General features: G+C 45.8%; 16 protein-coding genes. 6 read left to right on the top strand and 10 right to left on the bottom strand.

Going from position 1 to position 19,526, the window contains the following annotated elements:
* Positions 1 to 112 precede the first annotated feature (112 nt).
* The 4 genes from R7Q41_RS17430 to R7Q41_RS17415 all read left to right on the top strand — a co-directional run bounded on the left by R7Q41_RS17430 (position 113) and on the right by R7Q41_RS17415 (position 4,727).
* Positions 113 to 409, top strand: a complete 297-nt coding sequence (locus tag R7Q41_RS17430; RefSeq protein ID WP_005376663.1) for a LapA family protein — start codon at positions 113 to 115, stop codon at positions 407 to 409.
* Positions 410 to 427: 18 nt separating this feature from the next.
* Entirely contained in the window at positions 428 to 1,603 is a 1,176-nt protein-coding gene (gene lapB, locus R7Q41_RS17425; protein WP_005376665.1) for a lipopolysaccharide assembly protein LapB, read from the top strand.
* An 84-nt stretch (positions 1,604 to 1,687) separates the two neighbouring features.
* Positions 1,688 to 2,389 (top strand): orotidine-5'-phosphate decarboxylase, encoded by a 702-nt coding sequence (gene pyrF, locus R7Q41_RS17420; RefSeq protein ID WP_005376667.1) that lies wholly within the window; start codon positions 1,688 to 1,690, stop codon positions 2,387 to 2,389.
* Between the two features lie 499 nt (positions 2,390 to 2,888).
* Positions 2,889 to 4,727, top strand: a complete 1,839-nt coding sequence (locus R7Q41_RS17415) for an extracellular solute-binding protein (protein WP_318144603.1) — start codon at positions 2,889 to 2,891, stop codon at positions 4,725 to 4,727.
* A 60-nt stretch (positions 4,728 to 4,787) separates the two neighbouring features.
* Here R7Q41_RS17415 and R7Q41_RS17410 read toward each other — a convergent pair whose 3' ends face one another.
* The 10 genes from R7Q41_RS17410 to dsrO form a co-directional block, all read right to left on the bottom strand.
* Complete coding sequence (locus tag R7Q41_RS17410; RefSeq protein WP_033905728.1) at positions 4,788 to 5,027, bottom strand: hypothetical protein; 240 nt, start codon at positions 5,025 to 5,027, stop codon at positions 4,788 to 4,790.
* A gap of 206 nt (positions 5,028 to 5,233) precedes the next feature.
* Positions 5,234 to 6,007 carry a hypothetical protein gene (locus R7Q41_RS17405; RefSeq protein ID WP_042523080.1) on the bottom strand — a complete coding sequence of 258 codons (774 nt, stop codon included), beginning with the start codon at positions 6,005 to 6,007 and terminating at the stop codon, positions 5,234 to 5,236.
* A gap of 102 nt (positions 6,008 to 6,109) precedes the next feature.
* On the bottom strand, positions 6,110 to 6,688 hold the full coding sequence (locus R7Q41_RS17400; RefSeq protein ID WP_042523078.1) for a membrane integrity-associated transporter subunit PqiC: 579 nt from the start codon (positions 6,686 to 6,688) through the stop codon (positions 6,110 to 6,112).
* Positions 6,688 to 8,334, bottom strand: coding sequence for an intermembrane transport protein PqiB (gene pqiB, locus R7Q41_RS17395; RefSeq protein WP_005376682.1), 1,647 nt, complete (start codon positions 8,332 to 8,334; stop codon positions 6,688 to 6,690). Before pqiB ends, R7Q41_RS17400 begins: the two co-directional genes overlap by 1 nt.
* Complete coding sequence (locus R7Q41_RS17390) at positions 8,327 to 9,658, bottom strand: paraquat-inducible protein A (RefSeq protein WP_025767235.1); 1,332 nt, start codon at positions 9,656 to 9,658, stop codon at positions 8,327 to 8,329. Before R7Q41_RS17390 ends, pqiB begins: the two co-directional genes overlap by 8 nt.
* A gap of 300 nt (positions 9,659 to 9,958) precedes the next feature.
* The gene (locus tag R7Q41_RS17385; protein WP_318076380.1) at positions 9,959 to 11,011 is read right to left on the bottom strand and encodes a c-type cytochrome; all 1,053 of its coding nucleotides are present in this window, start codon (positions 11,009 to 11,011) and stop codon (positions 9,959 to 9,961) included.
* 8 nt (positions 11,012 to 11,019) lie between these two features.
* A complete protein-coding gene (locus tag R7Q41_RS17380; protein ID WP_370687796.1) occupies positions 11,020 to 11,583 on the bottom strand; it encodes a c-type cytochrome in 564 nt (187 codons plus the stop codon).
* A 277-nt stretch (positions 11,584 to 11,860) separates the two neighbouring features.
* A complete protein-coding gene (locus R7Q41_RS17375) occupies positions 11,861 to 14,953 on the bottom strand; it encodes a tetrathionate reductase subunit A (protein WP_206959659.1) in 3,093 nt (1,030 codons plus the stop codon).
* Positions 14,954 to 14,970: 17 nt separating this feature from the next.
* Positions 14,971 to 16,101, bottom strand: coding sequence for an NrfD/PsrC family molybdoenzyme membrane anchor subunit (gene nrfD, locus R7Q41_RS17370; RefSeq protein ID WP_206959668.1), 1,131 nt, complete (start codon positions 16,099 to 16,101; stop codon positions 14,971 to 14,973).
* Positions 16,098 to 16,862: a sulfate reduction electron transfer complex DsrMKJOP subunit DsrO gene (gene dsrO / locus R7Q41_RS17365; RefSeq protein ID WP_054729243.1), complete on the bottom strand. Its 765-nt coding sequence runs from the start codon at positions 16,860 to 16,862 to the stop codon at positions 16,098 to 16,100. The genes nrfD and dsrO overlap by 4 nt, the downstream gene beginning before the upstream one ends.
* A gap of 178 nt (positions 16,863 to 17,040) precedes the next feature.
* Here dsrO and R7Q41_RS17360 point away from each other — a divergent pair, with 178 nt between their 5' ends.
* Positions 17,041 to 18,864 (top strand): sensor histidine kinase, encoded by a 1,824-nt coding sequence (locus R7Q41_RS17360; protein WP_085569767.1) that lies wholly within the window; start codon positions 17,041 to 17,043, stop codon positions 18,862 to 18,864.
* A gap of 25 nt (positions 18,865 to 18,889) precedes the next feature.
* A complete protein-coding gene (locus tag R7Q41_RS17355; RefSeq protein ID WP_085569768.1) occupies positions 18,890 to 19,492 on the top strand; it encodes a response regulator transcription factor in 603 nt (200 codons plus the stop codon).
* Positions 19,493 to 19,526 lie beyond the last annotated feature (34 nt).

The following is a 19,526-nucleotide window of genomic DNA, read 5'->3' as shown; positions in this document are numbered from 1 at the left end:
CAAACTAAGCATCTTGAGGTTACTTGGGTATAGATTATTGCTAATATACGTAGTCTGAAGAAGCATTTTCCTGCATAATCTTACCGACTTACTCCTAGAAGGGTGATGTAACATGAAAATTATAAAAATCGTTGCTGTTTTAGCTCTCTTTTTAATTGCATTGGCGTTAGGTTCCCAAAACCAAGAGCTCGTGACTTTTAACTATCTTCTAGCAAAAGGAGAGTTCCACTTATCTACGCTATTAGGTGTAGTATTTGTGGTTGGCTTTGCTTTAGCGTGGGTTATATTTGGTAGCATCCAACTGAAAACTCAGCTACAGGTCCGTCGTTTAAAGAAAAAACTGAAAAAGTACGAACCAACTGAATCAAACAACGCTGCTGATAAGCCAGCCATTGAAAAACAGGCATAAGGATAAGGCTTAACTTTAATGCTTGAACTACTCTTCTTGTTGTTGCCTATAGCTGCTGCGTATGGCTGGTATATGGGGCATCGCAGCGCTCAGCAAGACAAGCAGAAGCAATCTCATCAAATCTCTCGTCAGTATATGACGGGTCTTAATCTGTTGCTCTCTGACCAATCAGATAAGGCTGTCGATCACTTTATTGAATTGCTCCAAGTTGATAACGAGACCATCGATACTCACCTTGCGTTGGGTAACCTGTTCCGGTCTCGTGGTGAAGTCGACCGCGCAATCAGAATTCACCAAAATCTTATTTCTCGTTCAGGCTTAACACTGGACCAAAAGAACCTCGCCCTTCAACAGTTAGCGAAAGACTACATGGTCTCAGGTTTTCTTGATCGTGCAGAGAAAATCTTTGAACAGTTAGTCGAAGAGCCAGATTACAAAGAGGCGGCTCTTCAACAATTAGTGACCATTTATCAGCAAACACGAGAATGGGAAAAGGCGATTTATTACGCGAACCAATTGGCTAAGTTAGGTAATAAACGCTCAAGGATGCGTGCAAATATTGCCCATTTTTGGTGTGAAATAGCCATGCTCGACCAAGCTGATGGGAATACTAATAAGGCAATACAGCATTTTAAAAAAGCGTTAGCGGAAGACCCGAAGTGTGTTCGAGCAAGTATAGCTTTGGGACGAATTTACCTAGAGTCTGAAGACTATAAGCACACCATCAAATATCTGACGGGGGTACTTGAGCAAGATAAAGACTTTATCAGTGATGTCTTGCCAACTATTGCAGAATGCTATCATCATCTGGGTCAGGAAGATGAACTTGTCGAATTTCTGCGAGCTTGCATTGATAAGAAAGCAGGCGTATCAGCCGAGTTGATGTTGGCTCAATTAGTTGCTCATCACGAGAACGTTGGGGCTGCTCAAGAGTTACTGACGAAACAATTGCTGAAAAACCCAACCATGAAGGGCTTCTACCGTTTAATTGACTACCACATTGCAGAAGCAGAAGATGGTCGAGCGAAAGACAGCCTATCAACACTACAAGCGATGGTGGGTGAACAGTTAAAAGTGAAACCGCATTACCGATGCCGGAAGTGTGGATTTTCTACCCATTCCCTTTATTGGCATTGTCCGTCCTGTAAAGGATGGGGGACGATCAAGCCAATCCGCGGATTGGATGGTGAATAATTCTTAATGCAGCTGGCAGAGTTTCTGTCCGCTGCATTTTTTTAACTTTTTATTTAATAAGAACCAAAACAGTTAGGAGATGAAATGATCGACCAAAAAGTTATTGTCGCACTGGATTATGATAACCAAGCAGATGCACTTGCGTTTGTAGATAGAATTGATCCTGCGTCATGCCGACTAAAAGTTGGCAAGGAGATGTTTACGCTATTTGGTCCTGATTTTGTACGTGAACTCCATAAACGTGGTTTCTCTGTATTCCTAGATTTAAAATTTCACGATATTCCAAACACCTGCTCGAAAGCAGTTCGCGCTGCGGCTGAAATGGGTGTATGGATGGTGAACGTACACGCGAGCGGTGGTGAGCGTATGATGACGGCATCACGTGAAATTCTTGAGCCATATGGTAAAGATCGTCCACTTCTTATCGGTGTAACGGTACTAACCAGTATGGAACAAAGTGATTTAGCTGGTATTGGTTTGAATGTTGCGCCTCAGGAGCAAGTGATTCGTCTAGCAACCTTGACCAAAAACGCAGGTTTAGATGGCGTGGTATGTTCAGCGCAAGAGTCCTCACTACTGAAGAGCGAACTAGGCCAAGAATTTAAATTAGTGACCCCTGGTATTCGACCTGCTGGCTCAGAACAAGGTGACCAACGCCGTATCATGACACCAGTAGACGCTATCCAATCAGGTTCAGATTATCTTGTGATTGGTCGCCCTATCACTCAAGCGTCAAATCCTGCAGAAGTGCTGAAGTCGATCAATGAGAGCTTATCTAACATGTAAGCACTGTCTCGATTGTATGGAGAAAAGTGAGGCTAAGATGCCTCACTTTTTACATCGAATGAAAATACTAATCGCGGTAAAAAACCATTCCTTTTAACCAGCTATGTCTGATCATTTACTCGCTGTAACTGGTATATCGGGGCCAATTGAGATAAAGGTTCTGCGGTTTATTCTGAGTAAAGTAGGGCTTGGTACTATGCCGATCACACTTTTGTAACATAACTCACTGTGATGCCTCGAAAATGCAACCATGTGTTATTGATGGCTTGCGTTACAAATGTCTAAAGAATACTATGGCGAAGATGCATTCACTGCGTTGTAAGGTCTAGGATGACCTAGTGAAACTCTTTGAAATTAATATAGAAGCTGGCAGGACGTCACTTCATATTACGTTCCTATTATTTCCTATCTGCGTATTTTAAATCGCAGCTTTCTGTGAGCTTTCACACGCTGTCTTCCTTGTTACGACCTTAGTGCGCAAACACAACAAGGAAGAAACATGACTAAAAAACTGCCATTTTCAGTACTAGCAACACTGACCGCTGCCAGTTTTCAACTGAGTGCGGCAGAATTGCCAGCTGATATCGAATGGATTTCAAACAACAACGAACCTCTATTTGCCTCTGAAGAAGCGGTACGAGGTGGCACCTATCGCACTTACATTCAGAGCTTTCCGCAAACATTACGAAGTGTTGGTCCAGATGCGAACTCAGGTTTGCGCCAATACTTAATGGATGGTTCACCAAAACTGGCTCAGCGTCATCCAAATACTGGCAAATGGATCCCTCAACTTGCTAAGTCATGGGCATTTGGAGAGGACAACAAAACCGTATTCTTTAAACTCGACGAAACGGCCGAGTGGTCAGATGGTGAAAAAATTACAGCAGATGATTACGTCTTTATGATGAAGTACTACACGTCAAAAGACATTATCGACCCGTGGTATAACGACTTCTTCACAAACAGTATTGTGAGTGTTGAAAAAATTGATGACTACACGATCAAAGTCAATCTTGCTGTAGCTCAAAGTCATGACTCACTTATGGTTATGATTAACATGCCAAGTAATGGTTTTCAGCCTCGTCCTGAACACTTCTTTGAAGGAGAAAAGGACGCAAATAACGATGGCATGCCTGATAACTTCGTCAGAAAGTTTAACTTTAAATCTGAGCCAACCGCAGCGCCTTACTACATTGATCAAGTGAAGAAAGGTAAGAGCGTGACATTCAAACATGTCGGTGAAGATTGGTGGGGATACAACAACCGCTACTATAAAAACCGTTATAACGTTGAAAAGGTTCGCATTAAGGTGATTCGCGATCCTGATATTGCCATGAAGCACTTTGAGAAAGGCAACTTAGACTACTTTGAGATGGTGCTACCAAGCTTTTGGCATGACAAAACCAATAGTGATGTGTACAAAAAAGGCTATATCCAAAAGTACTGGGGCTTTAACGAAGCACCGCAAGGAGCAGGTGGTCTTTGGATGAACACAGCGATGCCGATGTTGGATAACCTAGAAGTGCGTAAAGGTGTTATGGCAGCCACTGACTATGACGGCATGATTGAAAACATCATGCGTGGAGATTATTCACGTAAACCGCATGGACTCGGCTTTGGTCATGGCGAATACGATGATCCTAACAATACACCGCCAAAGTTTGATGCTGATGCGGCGGTTAAACACTTCGAAAAAGCGGGCTTTGACAAAGTGGGCGCAGATGGTATTCGTGTTAACGACAAGGGCCAACGCTTGAGCTTTGCCATCACCTACGGATACAACTCTTGGACACCGCGTATTGCATACCTGAAAGAGCAAGCGAAACTTGCTGGTCTTGAGTTCACGTTAAACTTGGTGGATGGCTCATCTGCGTTTAAATACATTCTTGAGAAAAAGCATCAGCTAGCGTTTTTGAATATGGGCTCTGGTGAGATCCCTGCGTATTGGGAATACCTACACTCGGATAATGCAAATCGACCACAAACGAATGCTCACACCAACTACAGCAGCCCTGAGCTAGACAAGTTAATTGAAGCGTATGACTCTGAGTTTGATCAGGAGAAGCGTTACGACTTGTCGCATCAAATCCAAAACTATGTCAGCAAAGCAAATATCATCGTTCCTGGCTACATGGTGCCTTATTCTCGAGTTGCTCATTGGCGCTGGGTTAAAATTCCTAAAAACGGCATGACAAAAGCGACAGAATGGGTGCTTCATCCAATGGATATCGGTAATTTCTGGATTGATAACCAAGTAAAAGAAGAGACAGAAGAAGCGATGGACGAGGGTAAAACCTTCCCAGAACTAACGGTAACTGATGATCGTTACAAATTGTAAATCAGTAGTTTAGATAGAAAATGATAGCCCCGATAATGAATTTTATCGGGGCTTTCTTTTTTACTTAATAAGGTAAGACACTTCTAAAAGGTAGGTTTTTGCATCACCAAGCAAAGAGAACGCTCTATCGATGGTTTTAAATCGATCATCAAGCGAGTCGCTAGATATCAGCTGGCTGAATGTTTGCAACGAAAAAGCTTCGTTTGCTTTGAAGAACTGATGTACGTTTTCAAGCTGAACTTTATGAATATGCTCCACCTTATTTAGGGCGGTGGTTAAATCGGAAATGTTAATCGACATTGCTACTCGGGAACCTTATCAATAAGACCTATATGAGGTCATAGAGTGGGGTTTTATATTTTGCGACAGAGAGTAACACCGAAGAGCAATTTATAGTCTGATGAAGATCAATTTGCCTTATTTAAGCATCTGTAACGCGACACTAGACGTGTACCTAGAGCTAGTACACGTTACAACGCTTGAATATAGGCTAGGGTTTCACCTGATCAAAAGTAAAAGCCAAGTCCGACTAAAAGCCCTTGAGAAGCTGTATCATATTCAAATACTCCCTCATTTTTGTAATCAACCCAGGTCGACTTGTAAGCTAAGTTGAGATCAGACCATTCGTTAAAACGATAACGAACACCAGTTTGAATGGCATAAGTGAAGTGAGTATCGTTGCCAAGTCCGGCGTCGATGCTGGCATGAAATCGCCAGTTTTCGCTCAATTCATCAATGAGTCGCAAGCCAACTAAAAAATCGACCCAATCTTCTTGTAATGACAGTCTATCTTCTAGTACCCGGTTATCATTACGATACAGCTTGCCGGTGATGTCATTGTCCCACCAACGTAATCCAAACATATAATCCAGTTTACCAAATGAATATTGTTCGCGTTGGAATGCCTTTGCTTCTAGAACACCTTGCCGTATTTCGATGTCCGCACGATAACGAGCGTTAGGCAGAGCGCCCTTGATATTATTAACATCACCACTTAAGTTCATGAAACTATAATCTATGTAGTAGCCCCACTTACTTTGGTAAATACTCTCGAATCGCAACATCGCCCCAATATCGAGGTGGTCTACGATGAACTTAGGATCGACATCCACCTCTGATGAAAAGCGACCAATACTGGTATCCCCGTGGATATTCAGTCCTAGCATGTACACTTCTATGCTATTTCGCCAACGAGATTCTTGTGTCTCGGTTGAGAGCGCTACTGATGTAGGTAATACAAGAATGAGTGAGGAGAGTGATAGCAGGTTACATGGTTTCATCCAATTTCCTTTTCGGCTTTTCGTCAGCTTTCAGCTTAGTAGAAGTCGCTACACTCTGCATAAAAAAGGGAAGCAACTTGCTTCCCTGTAATTAACATTGACTTAGAGTTGTTTGGCAATGTCTGAGGTTAGGCTTTCTAAGCCTATGGATAAAGCGTTGACGAGCGCTTCATAGCCCTCATCTTGAAGCGGCTGAGAGATTTGTATTGGCGCGCTGTTTTCTACCTTACCTTCGGCATTAATGAGTAACCATTCCCCCTCAATTTCGATATTACCTTTGTAGCTGCCATTAAATTTATTTAACGTAAGCTGTAGTTTGGCTTCACCGCTTTGATCCAACAGATTATTCATTTCAGTCGGCCAGTAATGACTTTGCTTTTGACGTAGTTCCGCGACAACTCTCTGAGTGATTTGCTCAGAAATACTGTGCGCCCATTGATTGTGTTTTGCCTGAATAACTTGGGTCTCAGAGGTTCGATAAACAATGCCATTATCATTCAAATAACTCGCCAATGTCACTGGACGAACAACTAAAGTTGGGCGCTGAGCGATATCAGAAGAGCTCAGCGTCACTGGTTCCGCCTTAGGTAGAAGGTACATAGCTCCTTTAGTTTGCGGAGCGCTACTGCAACCCGTTAGACCGACAAATAGCGCGATAGACAGAAAGAATACTCGTTTCATTAGTTTTGGCCTTTAACTGGTATTGGGTCACTGATTTCATCTTCTCCAAACACAAGAGAGTTTGGCTTTTCGTTTAGCTGTTTAAGTACGGGTTTAAACTCTGTCATCACGCTTTCTAATTCTTTTAGCGTGGCTTCCATTTCGCTGTACATGGTTGAGTTGGGCCCATAACCATCGAGTGTTTTTTGTAATTGCTGTAAGCTTTGGCGAATATCTGTTGGGATCTCTTGCGTTTCTTTTTGATTCAAAAGTTTATCAATACTGTCCGCCACGCGTTCTGCTGAAGCTAACGTTTTTTCGGACGTTTTTAACGTTGAATTGAGAGAATCTAGCGTTTCTTCCATCGGTAAGTTATTAATCTTATTTAGGAAGTCGTTCACTTGGCGCTGAACCTGCGCAAAACCACCACGCATGGTTGGGAAAACATCTAAATCAGCAAACTTACTCGGTACGTAAGGCTCGTCATTTGGATAGAAGTCGGCGTCAACATATAGTGCGCCTGTTAATAAGTTACCTGTTTTTAAAGTACCACGTAGGCCTTTAGCAAACTCACTCTTCAATTTATCTTTTAACATTGGTAAAGATTGGGATTGGAAATCGCCATAAACACGGCCGAGCTCGATACGTACCAATACAGGGATTTTTTTCGCAGAAAAGTTCTCTTCTGGGGTTGGAAGTCGCATTGGTACACGCATCACAGTACCAATTCTCAAGCCTCGATATTCGACAGGTGCCTTACGTTTAAGTCCTCGTACCGATTCATCAAAAAGCATAACGAATTCAATATAATCATCGTACATACCTTCTCGAAGTTGTTTAATATCATCGTACAAGCGGAAGTTGACCATATTTTCAGTGAGCTGTTCACCGGATTCAAGACCTGGAACGGTATCGAAGGTAACACCACCCGTTAGCATGCTCTCTAATGAGCCAAACTTGACTTCGAACCCTTCAGCATTGAGCTGTAAATCTACGCCAGAATTCAGCCAGAACTTGGTACGAGTGCGCACTAAGCTGTCATAAGGCTTGAAAATAAAGAGTTGGTATAACGCTTTGCGAGTGTCAACATCAAAGCTGGTTTTCTCTACGCGACCAACCGTAAAGCCTTTATAAATGACGGGGTCACCAACGCCTAGCTTACCAGCCTCGCGGTGTGTTAACACAAGGCGTAACCCCTCTGCATCAGGAGAGGCGACTGGGGGAACATCTAAGACCGTAAAGCGCTCTTTCTCTATTTTAGATTTACCCGGCTGAAGTTGGATATAAGCGCCAGAGAGCAAGGTCTCTAAACCTGAAACGCCATCACGGCCAATACGAGGCTTCACCACCCAAAACATGGTGTCATCTCGCAGCATGCGTTCTGCATCCTTGTTCATTTGTGCCTTAGCGATGATGTGATCGTAATTTTCACTGAGAGTGACTTCAGTAATCAGTCCGACTTTTACATTCAATGCTCGGATTTCGGTTTTGCCAACCTCAATCCCATCTGCGGTTGGCAGTTGGAGAGTAATTTGTGGGCCTGTACTGTTGATATATTGGAACAGCATCCACGCTCCCATGGCTAGCGCAAGGATCGGGACAATCCATATCGCAGAAATCTGCTTTTGCGGTTTTATTTGAGCGGTTACGTTGTTCTCATCACTCATATTTGGCTTTCTCGTTTAAGTTGTCAGAAATCGGCTCCTGCACTTCGTTTTGTGGCAATTGCCACAACAAACGTGAGTCAAATATCATTGCAGAAAGCATAGTAAAAATGACCACTGCCGCGAAAGAGAGCGCAGCAGGACCTGGATAAATCGCCATTAAGTTTTGTAGCTGAACCAGTGCAACTAAGATCGCGACAACGAAGATATCAATCATGGACCAACGGCCAATAAACTCAGTTATACGGTAGATCTTTAAGCGTGAAATACTCTCTTCGTGCGGAAGATATCGCGCTTTTTGCGCATTGTAATACAGCCACGCGAGTGCCAGCATTTTCGCCATTGGAATAAATACGCTAGCAAAGAAAATTACCATCGCAATAGGGTAAGAACCTAAATGCCAAAGCAATATTACCCCCTCCATGATAGTTGAACCTTCTGCATGTCCAAGACTTACGGTGTACATCATAGGGTAGAGGTTCGCAGGGATATAGAAAATGACTGAAGCAAACAAAAGCGCCCAAGCTTTTTGTAAATTGTCTGCGGGGTTGTATTTGTGAATAGGGCTTTTACAACGAATGCAGTGTTGGTGTTTTTTAGCTTCAATAGGGTTGAGCTGGTGACACGTATGACAACCAATATGGTTGTGGTTATGGTGCGTATCACCCTCTTTTACATCAGATAGCTCGATAGCTGGAATAAAGTGTCCCCAGAGCCAGCTTTTGTCGACCATTGATATGCATTTGACTACCAGAACGGTATATACACAAAACGCCCAGAATGAAGTGCCCATTCCTATGTCTGCGAGGGAAGCGATTTTAATTAAGCTGACCAACACGCCAATCAAAAAGACATCCACCATTAACCAGGGTTCGACTCGAAACAGAAGACGGCATAAAACTTTTGCCATTCGTTGCTGCTTTTTAGAGGGGGTATGTTTACGTGCTTTTAATGCTTCAAGGTGAAGAAAGAGAATGAGGCCAACATAGATTGCAGGTAAAACGATAACTGTTGCGAGTAACAGCACACCCAAAAGCACATTTTGAAACTCAGCCAGCATTTTTGCAGCGTGCAACAAGGTGATTTCTTGCGACAACCCTTGCACGCTGAACGACATAAAAGGGAAAGAAATGCTTAGCACTAACATGATCAAACATGCCGATGATATGGCGATCACGCTTTGGTAAGGCTTGGCATTCACTTTAGTCAGCGAATGCGAACATCGAGGACATTGTGCTTTTTGCCCCTGTTCGATATCGGGAATGCGAACAACAAGGCCGCACTCTTCGCATGAAATTAACTGACGGGAATTAGGTTGAATACTCATCGGGTAGGTTTTAGATTCATTTGCTTTAAGAATACTCTTTTTTCACTAGGCACGCTTGTTTTGATTCAGGAGTTTACGAGTTTCTTACTTTTGGCATTAGAGCATATGGGAGATCTAAGACATAAACGAAGTCGCGTTTGGTACAAGATTTTACGGCGAAGATGAGTATGTTGGAAGTCGAAAATAATGTGATATTGCTTGTCTGTGGAGGGGTAATTACTTGTTTTTAAGGGTAAGTAATCCTGCCCAGATAATCTGAGCAGGGAAAAGAGTATTTTATTTAAAGTGGTTAGTTGTACTTTATTTGACCGTTCCGCTCTTAAAGGCATTGGCCCCGACTTGCGTACCGTTGAGCGTTTTGCCGTAATAGCCTTGGTGCTGGTGATATTTCTCCGCGTTTGCGGTGACATTGCCTTTGAATCGAGGATCTTGTGGACGCTCATGGCTGTTGACGTATGCTGCGACATCCCAAGCTTCTTGCTCTGTCAGCTGCACACTTTTCCCAAGCGGCATGTTTTCGTAAATAAAATAGGCTGCAGTGTTAATCCGGTGCATACCTGCGCCCCAGTTATACGCATATTCGCCCCAAAGTGGTGGAATGTATGAATGGTCGTTGGTGTCTTTGATGCCTGAACCGTCGGCGCGATGGCAAGTTTCACAGTTCTTTTCGTAGACCAATGCGCCTCGCTCTATTGATGGTTCTTGCTCAGGGGCGGCGATTTTTGGGTAGCCACGCCCAGAGAGATTACCCCGCTTTTCAATTGGTAATGCTTGTGCGATGGCTTCGGGCAACGGGAAGTCTTTTGCTTTTCCACCAATTTGCAACGTTTTTGCGTCTAGTTCTGGAATGGGTTCATCCGCCATACCATGTTTGTCAAGCAAGCCGCCCATCGCTAACCAGTAGGCGTAAGCACTAAGGGCAACAATTTCTGTCGAATCGTAAGCGGGCGCTTTACCGTTCATGGAATACTCGAAACAACCTTGGATACGGTCAGCATAGCTGTTTACGCGATCGTTTTTCTTACGATATGCAGGGTATGCCATGTAAGCTGCCCACAGTGGCGCAGCGTTTGCTTTTCGTCCTGCCTCCATATGGCAGTTCACACAGTTTTGTTCGTTGCCAACGTATTTTCCGCGCATTTGTTGTGAGTTAACAAAGAGCGAGTAACCGCGTTTTACTTGCTCACCAAATGCGGTGTTTGGGATTGTGCTGAGATCACGCGGTTTTAAGTATTCACCGTGATTTTCTTTTTCTATCGCAGGTAGCTCTTTCTGGCGGTCCGGTAATGGATCGTTAGCTAGTACGAGCGTAGAAATGAAAGGCAGTGCGAACAAAGAATAGAAACGTTTCATGACTGCTCCTAGTAACGTAATGAGGCAAAGTAGTAAGCAAGATTTTCGATCTCTTTGTCAGTGAGATTTTTTGCGATGGTCCCCATCATATTGAGCGGGTCGCCACTGCGAGTGCCGTTTTTCCATGCCATCAATTGCGTTTTTAAGTAATCAGCATGTTGGCTTGCGAGGCGAGGGAACTTGTCGACGCCCATACCGCTGGCTCCATGACAAGTTGCGCAAGCTGGAATATTTCTATCCCAATCGCCTTGGAAAATTAACTTACGATACGGGTTACGAATATCAGCTTGGTCGCCGCGTTGTTCTGGATTCGTGAACTCATAGCTCGGGAGGTTAGCAAAGTACTCCATAACTTCCTTACGGTCTGCGGGATCGCTGAGTTCCTTCGCCATGCCTTGCATGACCACATTTTGGCGTTCGCCACTAAGGAATAGTTCGATTTGAGTGTTGAGATAATTCGCGTTTAAACCAGCGATCATCGGCGCGATATTTGGCTGTCCCATGCCATCTTGGCCGTGACAACCGCTACATACGCTGGCTTTTTCCGGAATAGACGAGGCGCTTGCGCCCATAGTGGTTGCTAACAAACAGGCCACCACCACTGGAAGAATTTTTGACATGCTGACTCACTTTAATTTTTATTAATATGTCTAAGTGCTACTTGGTAGTCACTTGGACAATATTGTCGGCCTTGTCAATAATGAAAGGTATTGTGGATTTCCACATATTTAATAAGTGTAAATGGCCGTATTTGTTTTTATTGGTTGTTCTATAAGCGATAAAAACAAAGTGGTGAAGAGCTGCACAAATCGGCAGCTCTAAGTGGTAGAGACGTCTTAACGTGCGGCGTTACGCTTTGCGGATTTTGGCCGGCAGGGACTGACGTGCCGCCGCGCCCACTACCCAATCCAACAACACGCCTTTGCCTTCTCGAGTAGGGTCAATTAAGCCAATGTCGTTAATGTTGACGCCATCTTGGCTGCGCGTTTTTACGGGTTGTTGTTTATCGCCGATCCAGTGCGAGCGTTGTCCTAGCTCGGTATGACCAAACCCATGTTCAAATCCGAGTGTACTAGGGCGAATCCCGCTGACTATCATCGCGAGTGCTTTGGTGCTTGCAGATGGTGTCTCGATAACAAACTCATCACCTGTTTTAATGCCTGCGCGCTCGGCATCGATTGGATGGATGTACACTGGGTTTACGCCTTTAATCGAGTTCAACCTTGGCGATAGATTGGATACCGCACTGTGAATGTTGGATTTAAAGTTCGTCAGGCTGAAAGGCCACTCTGAGCTTGGGAACTGGTCTTCCATTGGTGTGCCATCGGCCAGTTTTTGTGGATGCCATGTTGGGCAACCGGTGTAGAAATCACCGGTCATGGTGTTTCTTGCGCTGCCGACACGTTCATTCCATATCGCAACAGGTCGTGTCCATTTGTGCTTCATTTGCTCACCTTGATACGCTTCGGTTGCATTTTCAAAGCGTCCACCGCGAGCAAAAATAAACGCCACACGTTTCATCTCATCCGCTGTCAGCGTCTTCTGCATGGCTGGCATTAAACGCTCTAGGCCGGACCACGCAATGTCTTCTGCCGAAACTTCAGGCACCCCGCCTTTCACATACGCCAAGTTTGCCGCGGAACGTAAGTAGAAATCTTCAGCGCTGTGGAGGGCGTGCCAATTCCCTTGCGCATCTTGAATCGCGTTGTCACCAAAGCCGCCTAGTTGCATTTTCTTGGCGACATCAATCAAAAAGTTTTCTAAGCAAATTGAACGACCATCGGCGGTTTTCTCTGTTCGCGCTCCCACAATCGGCCAGCGAGCGGTGACGGTTTTCACCGGAACGTCGTGCCAAGGCGTTGCCATACCCCAGCTTTCGTAGGTGACCGTGTCCGGCACAATATAGTCCGACAATGCGGTGGTTTCGTTAATGAACGCATCAACAGACACAATCAAACCGAGTTGTTTTGGATCTTTAAGCTTGTCTTCCAGCAGCGCTTTCAAACCGGGTACACCATACATTGGGTTCGCCATGTGATTGATCCACGCTTTAACGCGGTATGGATAACCATCAATAGCTGCAGATAGGTGCTCTGTCAGCAGTGGCGCTGCAAACGGATACCAAGGTGCGCGAGTTGGGTAAGGGGATTTTCCTGCCTCAACGCGACGCTTGTATTCGCTGGTTTTGTGGTAGGGGAATTTACTGCGCGATAGAAAGACGCCTTTCGGGCCGACCTTACCCGCAAATTTGGTGAAGTCGTAACGAGGACCCGCAGCGGAAGTTGGGTAGCCACCCGCTTTGGCCATCGCGCCGCCTTTCATGTTGATATTACCAATCAATGCATTGAGCATCATGATGGTAAACGAGTTATAGAACCCATTGGTGTGCATGTTGCCACCGTGGGTATCGACCACCGCTTTTGTGCCGTAGCTGGTGAAGCGTTTCGCTAGTTCTGCGATTTGCTCAACAGGGATCTCACATTGTTTGCTGTAGAACGCAAGGCTGTATTTGAACGCCTCTTCTTTGAGCCTTTGTAGAGACGATTTTACTCGTACTTCGCCTGATGCAAGCGAAACCGTTTTATCGACAAACAGTGCCGCTTCTTCTGTCTGGGTATGCACACCAAATTCGCCGCTTTGATCATCCACGATGACGTACGGGTCGGAGTCAGACAACGCTTCGCCCTCGAATGGCAGATTCAAGTCCGACGCGCGTAAAAACGTGCCGTTTCTCGGGTGCTGATTATCGCTTATCACAAGATGCGTAGCATTACACCAGTGCGCGGTGCCGGCTCGTTTCATCGCGTTTGCCCCCGGCTGCGCCAAGAAGGTTTTGTTGTAGCGTTGGTTTTCGATGATCCACTGGATCATGCCAAGCACGAGGGCAGAGTCGGTGCCCGGTTTGATTGGTATCCAGCGGTTGTTGTCACCGGCGGCCAAGCTCGATGAACCCGCCGGCAAACTTGGCGTGATGATGGTGTATTCCAAGCTGCCTTCTGTTCGCGCATTGGCGAGTTGGCGCGCCTGACGCTTAAAAGGGTTACCCGCTTGAGCTGGCGACATACCGATGAAGATGATGTATTCCGCATTATCAAAATCTGGCTTTAAGTGTGCGTTCTTATCTAAGTCGTTCATAAATGCGCCGCTGCCAGCACGAAATGCATAGCCGCAGTAAGAGCCATGATGCCCAAAGTTACGTGTACCATAGCTGTTGAACGCGAAGCGTTTGAATATGTCGTCTCGGCCTTCGTTACCGGCGTTGGTCATTAACAATTGGTTGGCTTTCGGTCCATATTCTGGGTTTTCAGGATCTACGGGCGTTGTTAAATCGCGGATGTCGCGTAAGCCATCAATATGGCCTTCACCAAATAAATCACCACCCTCTACGACTTCTTCTATCAATTGCTCGTAGCTGATCGGAATCCATTTTCCTTCGCCGCGTTTTCCAACTCGTTTCAGTGGCTGAGTAATGCGGTACGGGCTGTTGCGAATTTCTAGCATCCCATTGCCACGTGCGCATGCTGTTGAACGACCGTCAAGGCCCGCTTCTCCTGCCAAACTTAAATAAGCATCTTTGACTGGCGTTTCGAACGGAATGTTTTGCTGATGAGAGAGTGGGTGATATGGGTTGCCAGTAATACGCAAAATATCGTCGCTGCGGTTATCAATGCGTACACGCAATCCGCACAGTGACCAACAACCAAAGCACATCGATGGCGCAACGCGCTGATTTGGATTAGGGATTAGGTTGCCTTTGCTGTTGACCGTGTACTCTGGTTCAAGCGAGTTACCGTGGTGAATATCACGCGTTTTTTCTCCCGCAGTGCCTTCGAGCGCACCCTCGACTATGTGTTTGGTGGTGGTAGCGTAACCCGCAGCGAATGCGCCAAGCCCACCCACTGCAATGCCTGATTTCAAAAACTGACGGCGTTTGTTATCCATGATGAAATCCTCTTTGATTAGCGTTCAGTTAAGGTGAGTGATGAGGCTTTTACTTCGATCTTTTGTTTTGACTGAACCAGCTCCGAACCGAGCAGTGCCAGTGCAAGCCATAATCCGAGCATGCCGATAATGCCTATCCAGCCATTTCCATCCATAGTGAGTTGGTATGGATACAGCCCTGCATCGAACTTGGCGATGGTTTGCACTTCCATGATGGTAAACCAGCGAATCAGCCATGCACTTGCCAGTGCGGCAGCAGACACGAAACTGAGCCCTATGACGTGACGAAATCTGGCTGATGCGGACTTTTTGGTATCGCGCAAGAAGATGAAAGCGAGCAAAACACAACCTAAAACGACAAAAGTGAGCAGGGCAATGTTGTGCATCCATTGTTCGCTAGAATAGAGCGAAAATGCGGAATTGTTGGATGCCCAAATCGGTAGCAGTATCAGCGTTAATACACCGCTGGTAACCACTGATTTTTTAAGTAAATTAGTATCGCCAGATGTCAGCGTCTTTGACTGACTAGGCAGCAAGAGCCAAATCAACAGAGAAAATCCGACCGCGCTCATAAATGCAGTGACAAACCAAAGAACCGGCGACGCGGGTTGGTGCCATAAAGAGCGCGATTTAACGACTGCAATTTCAGCGCCTGTGTAGACTGCAATGGTGATGCCTGATAGCACCGTGATAACAGATACCATAAGCATGACTCTACGAGAGAGCGCCCAGTCACCCAGTGACAGCTTTGAAATTAGAGGCAGTACTTTCCCTGGCTGATTACGTAAGTTGATCAGATCCTCGCGGAGATACAGCCATGCAGTCACTACCGCTAAACCTGAGAAAACAGGCAAGAAAAGCGACCCTAAAGACATCCATGACCACGGAGTGATGTGTGCGTAAAAATGCCATGCGCGTCCCGGTTGGTGAAGGTCGCCAGTTAACGCTAATGGCCCCACGATGGCGCCGATGGCCAGCGTCAGAACAAGCGCAGCGCGCAGTCTGTGACTGGTGTGTTTTTCAAATAATAGGGCGATTAGGAATAAAACAGCAGCCGCATAAGCCGAACCGATGTAGAAGAAATATTGCACCGCCCACGGGAGCCAAGCCATCGCTTGAGGTTGGACTAACACTTCGGTGATGTTCATGCGCGCTCTCCCTGTGGGTCGTAAATAGCAGGTTGTCCGTCGATGTGGCTGGTGAAGCGTTCATCCATGCCGATGTAAAACACGTGAGGCTTGGTGCCTTCATTGGGTTTTAGCACTGTGATATCGTCTTGGTGCTTCGCAATTAAGCGGCGGACTTCACTTGATGGATCATTCAAATCACCAATTACACGTGCTCCGCCAACACAGGTTTCCACGCAGGCAGGCAATAGACCTTTTTCTAGACGGTGAGCACAGAAGGTACATTTATCTGCGGTGAGGGTGTCTTCATTGATAAAGCGAGCATCGTAAGGGCAAGCTTGTACACAATACGCACACGCTACGCAGCGACTGTTATCCACCATGACAATGCCATCTTCGCGCTGAAAGGTTGCTTGAACCGGACACACTGCCACGCAAGGTGGGTTGTCGCAGTGGTTACAAAGGCGCGGTAGCATAAAGGCTTTTGCTTCTCGCGTGGTAGAGCCATCATCTAACGTAACTTCGTATTGCTTTACGGTGGTTCGGAATTGACCGATAGGCGCTTGGTTCTCGATGCTGCAACCCACAGTGCAAGCCTGGCATCCGACACATTTACGCAAATCTATCACCATGGCATAACGCTTCCCGACTTGTCCTTTTCGGTCAGCGGACTGGTTATTTCGAATAATGTTTCCCGCAGTTGCCGTGCCAATGCCTGCGACTGGAATTAACGCGGCTCCGGCTGTGACCGCGCTGAGAAAGCGACGTTTGGTGGAATCCATAACTCACCTGCTTTTTTGTTGTATTTGAATTGACTGATTCCATTGTGAGAAATGCACTGCGAGGCTTATATTGTGGATTTCCACATACCCAGATCAAACTTGATCTAAAACAAATGTGGTTTAGGGAAGGTAGCTGTTATTCTTGTCGTACTCTCTTGACGGAACGATTCGACTCATCATGAAAAAAGCACTGTGGCTTCAGCTTTGGATTCTTTGCTTAGTTGCCTTTGCATCTTTGGCTCACGGCGCAGTTTCTGAACAAGCAGATCTGCAAGAGCAAAAAGCAGAGCAGCCACAGGTCAAGAAAAAAGTCGAAGTGGGCGTGTTAGCGATACGTGGTCATCTTTATGCCGAGCAGAGATGGCAACCGACCATTGATTGGCTCAATCAGCAAATTTCCGATGTGCATTTTGTTCTTCATCCCCTTAACTTGGATGAAATGGGCGAAGCGGTGAAGTTTCAGACCATGGATTTCATCTTAACCAACCCAGGTCAAGCAGTGCGGTTGGGCAGGCAATACGCGCTGTCGTGGATGGCAACGCTAACCAGCAGAGCACCACAAAACTCGAATTACGGAATTGGTTCGGCGCTTGTGGTTCGAGCCAATTCAAGTTATCAAACGGTGCAAGATGTCTCAGGACGTCCCGTTGCGGCGGTATCAGAAAAAGCCTTTGGTGGTTATCTAACGATGCGCTATCAAATAGTCAAAATGGGGCTTAATCCAAACGATTTCTTTTCCGATGTCCGCTATCTTGGTTTTCCTATTGATGCCAACCTGTATCAATTACGTGATGGCAATGTGGAAGCGGCCGTCGTCCCTGCTTGTTTATTGGAACAGATGTTAAGTGAAGGGCTTTTACAACCGGGTAATTACCGAGTTTTAAATCAACAGCCGAACGAGCGCTCGTTATGCGCTGTTTCCACACCGCTTTATCCTAACTGGTCATTTGCCAAAACAGAGCGCGGCTCAGCTCAGATTGCCAAACAGATTGCGCAAGTATTGTTAGCGATGCCACCTGAACACCCTGCGGTTATTGCGGCAGGCGCGTCAGGTTGGACGTCCCCCGTCAGCTTGCTGAGCATCGACAAACTTTATCAGGCGTTGGATCTCCATCCGTTGCAACAACCTTGGTGGCAAGAAGCATTGCGCTGGCTGCGTAGTCATCAAGAATGGGCATGGGCGCTGTTCATGTTTGTTATTGTGTTGAACGCGTACCACTTTTGGCTTGAGTATCGATTTAGCAAGAGTAAGCAAGCGTTGGAGCAGACATCGTTACGATTAAAAGAGAAAAGCGAACAGTTAGAACACTCACAAAGAGTCGCGATTGTCGGAGAAATCGGCACTAGTCTTGCCCATGAACTCAATCAGCCATTGGCGGCCATTCGCAATTACAGTGAAGGCGGTTTACTTCGCTTGGCCAAAAAGCGCCCTCATGAAGATATTGTCCCAGTGCTTGAGAAAATACAGGGCCAAGTTGAACGAGCCGATGCAATTATTCAGCGCTTAAGAACGTTGATCCGCAAGCGTAGTGTCGACAAAGCGCCGTGCGATCCTCAAGTACTCATTGATGACACGATTGAGTTGCTCCATTTTCGAATGAAGAAGCAAAACATTTCTATTGTGGCCAGTACAGAAGGGAACATTCGTCCGTTACTTGTCGATGCAGTTGGCGTTCAACAGGTTTTAGTTAATGTGATCAGTAACGCGATTGATGCGTGTACTTTGTTCCAAGAGAAATATCACTCGTCAGGTTATCAAGGTAAAATTGCCCTGCATAGTGACTACCAAGTCAATCAACTTTCCATTCGAGTGTTAGACAATGGTACAGGGTTGCAGCAAGAGAATCCGACTCAAGCGTTTGTGAGTAGCAAAGAAGAAGGGCTTGGGCTGGGGTTAGCCATTTGTCGCGATGTGATGGAAATGCATGGTGGCGAGTTTGTCATCAGCTCGACAGCACCACATGGTTGTTTGGTTGAGCTTGTGTTTCCATATCAAAACTAATCTGAACTAGGCATAGGAGCATTCAATGAGCAGCGGTGAAAAGCAGCTACCTGTTTTTGTAGTCGATGATGATGAATCGGTGCGTGACTCGCTCGCTTTTATGCTGGAAGAGCATGACTTCAACGTGACGACTTTTGCTGATGGGCAATCTTTTCTCGATAAAGTGGACATTCATCAAGCCGGATGCGTGATCCTTGATAGCCGAATGCCCAACTTTCGTGGTCAGCAAGTGCACCAAATTTTAAATCAAGCCAACAGCCCGTTGGCCGTTATTTATCTGACAGGGCATGGTGATGTCCCGATGGCGGTCGATGCATTACAAGCTGGGGCGGTCAATTTCTTCCAAAAACCAGTCAAAGGCGATGAACTGGCACGAGCTATTTTGCAGGGACAGGCGCAGTCTGCCACAAACCTCGATATGGCAGTAGCTAAATCGGCTTATGAATCGCTCACACCTAGAGAAAAAGACATTTTACGTTTGATCATTGAAGGAAAACGCAACATTCGTATTGCTGACGAACTTTGCATAGCAATGCGAACGGTTGAAGTACACCGAGCCAATCTATTGAAGAAGTTCTCGGCAAAAACCGTCGCAGAGTTGGCATATATTTATGGCAAGTTAGATTAAAGCTTAGCGAGTGAAGCCTCTTAAGGCTATTTAG

The sequence above is a fragment of the Vibrio sp. 2096 genome (genome assembly GCF_033339595.1).
Lineage (GTDB): Bacteria > Pseudomonadota > Gammaproteobacteria > Enterobacterales > Vibrionaceae > Vibrio > Vibrio alginolyticus.
This window is presented reverse-complemented; position numbering and strand designations above follow the sequence as displayed.

What these genes read in the sequence shown, in the direction of transcription:
- R7Q41_RS17430 (WP_005376663.1), top strand. Translation starts at nt 113, where the DNA reads ATGAAAATTATAAAAATCGTTGCTGTTTTAGCTCTCTTTTTAATTGCA.
- R7Q41_RS17375 (WP_206959659.1), bottom strand. Translation starts at nt 14,953, where the DNA reads ATGGATAACAAACGCCGTCAGTTTTTGAAATCAGGCATTGCAGTGGGT.
- R7Q41_RS17390 (WP_025767235.1), bottom strand. Translation starts at nt 9,658, where the DNA reads ATGAGTATTCAACCTAATTCCCGTCAGTTAATTTCATGCGAAGAGTGC.
- nrfD (WP_206959668.1), bottom strand. Translation starts at nt 16,101, where the DNA reads ATGAACATCACCGAAGTGTTAGTCCAACCTCAAGCGATGGCTTGGCTC.
- dsrO (WP_054729243.1), bottom strand. Translation starts at nt 16,862, where the DNA reads ATGGATTCCACCAAACGTCGCTTTCTCAGCGCGGTCACAGCCGGAGCC.
- pqiB (WP_005376682.1), bottom strand. Translation starts at nt 8,334, where the DNA reads ATGAGTGATGAGAACAACGTAACCGCTCAAATAAAACCGCAAAAGCAG.
- pyrF (WP_005376667.1), top strand. Translation starts at nt 1,688, where the DNA reads ATGATCGACCAAAAAGTTATTGTCGCACTGGATTATGATAACCAAGCA.
- R7Q41_RS17385 (WP_318076380.1), bottom strand. Translation starts at nt 11,011, where the DNA reads ATGAAACGTTTCTATTCTTTGTTCGCACTGCCTTTCATTTCTACGCTC.
- R7Q41_RS17405 (WP_042523080.1), bottom strand. Translation starts at nt 6,007, where the DNA reads ATGAAACCATGTAACCTGCTATCACTCTCCTCACTCATTCTTGTATTA.
- R7Q41_RS17355 (WP_085569768.1), top strand. Translation starts at nt 18,890, where the DNA reads ATGAGCAGCGGTGAAAAGCAGCTACCTGTTTTTGTAGTCGATGATGAT.
- R7Q41_RS17360 (WP_085569767.1), top strand. Translation starts at nt 17,041, where the DNA reads ATGAAAAAAGCACTGTGGCTTCAGCTTTGGATTCTTTGCTTAGTTGCC.
- lapB (WP_005376665.1), top strand. Translation starts at nt 428, where the DNA reads ATGCTTGAACTACTCTTCTTGTTGTTGCCTATAGCTGCTGCGTATGGC.
- R7Q41_RS17410 (WP_033905728.1), bottom strand. Translation starts at nt 5,027, where the DNA reads ATGTCGATTAACATTTCCGATTTAACCACCGCCCTAAATAAGGTGGAG.
- R7Q41_RS17400 (WP_042523078.1), bottom strand. Translation starts at nt 6,688, where the DNA reads ATGAAACGAGTATTCTTTCTGTCTATCGCGCTATTTGTCGGTCTAACG.
- R7Q41_RS17380 (WP_370687796.1), bottom strand. Translation starts at nt 11,583, where the DNA reads ATGGGCGCAAGCGCCTCGTCTATTCCGGAAAAAGCCAGCGTATGTAGC.
- R7Q41_RS17415 (WP_318144603.1), top strand. Translation starts at nt 2,889, where the DNA reads ATGACTAAAAAACTGCCATTTTCAGTACTAGCAACACTGACCGCTGCC.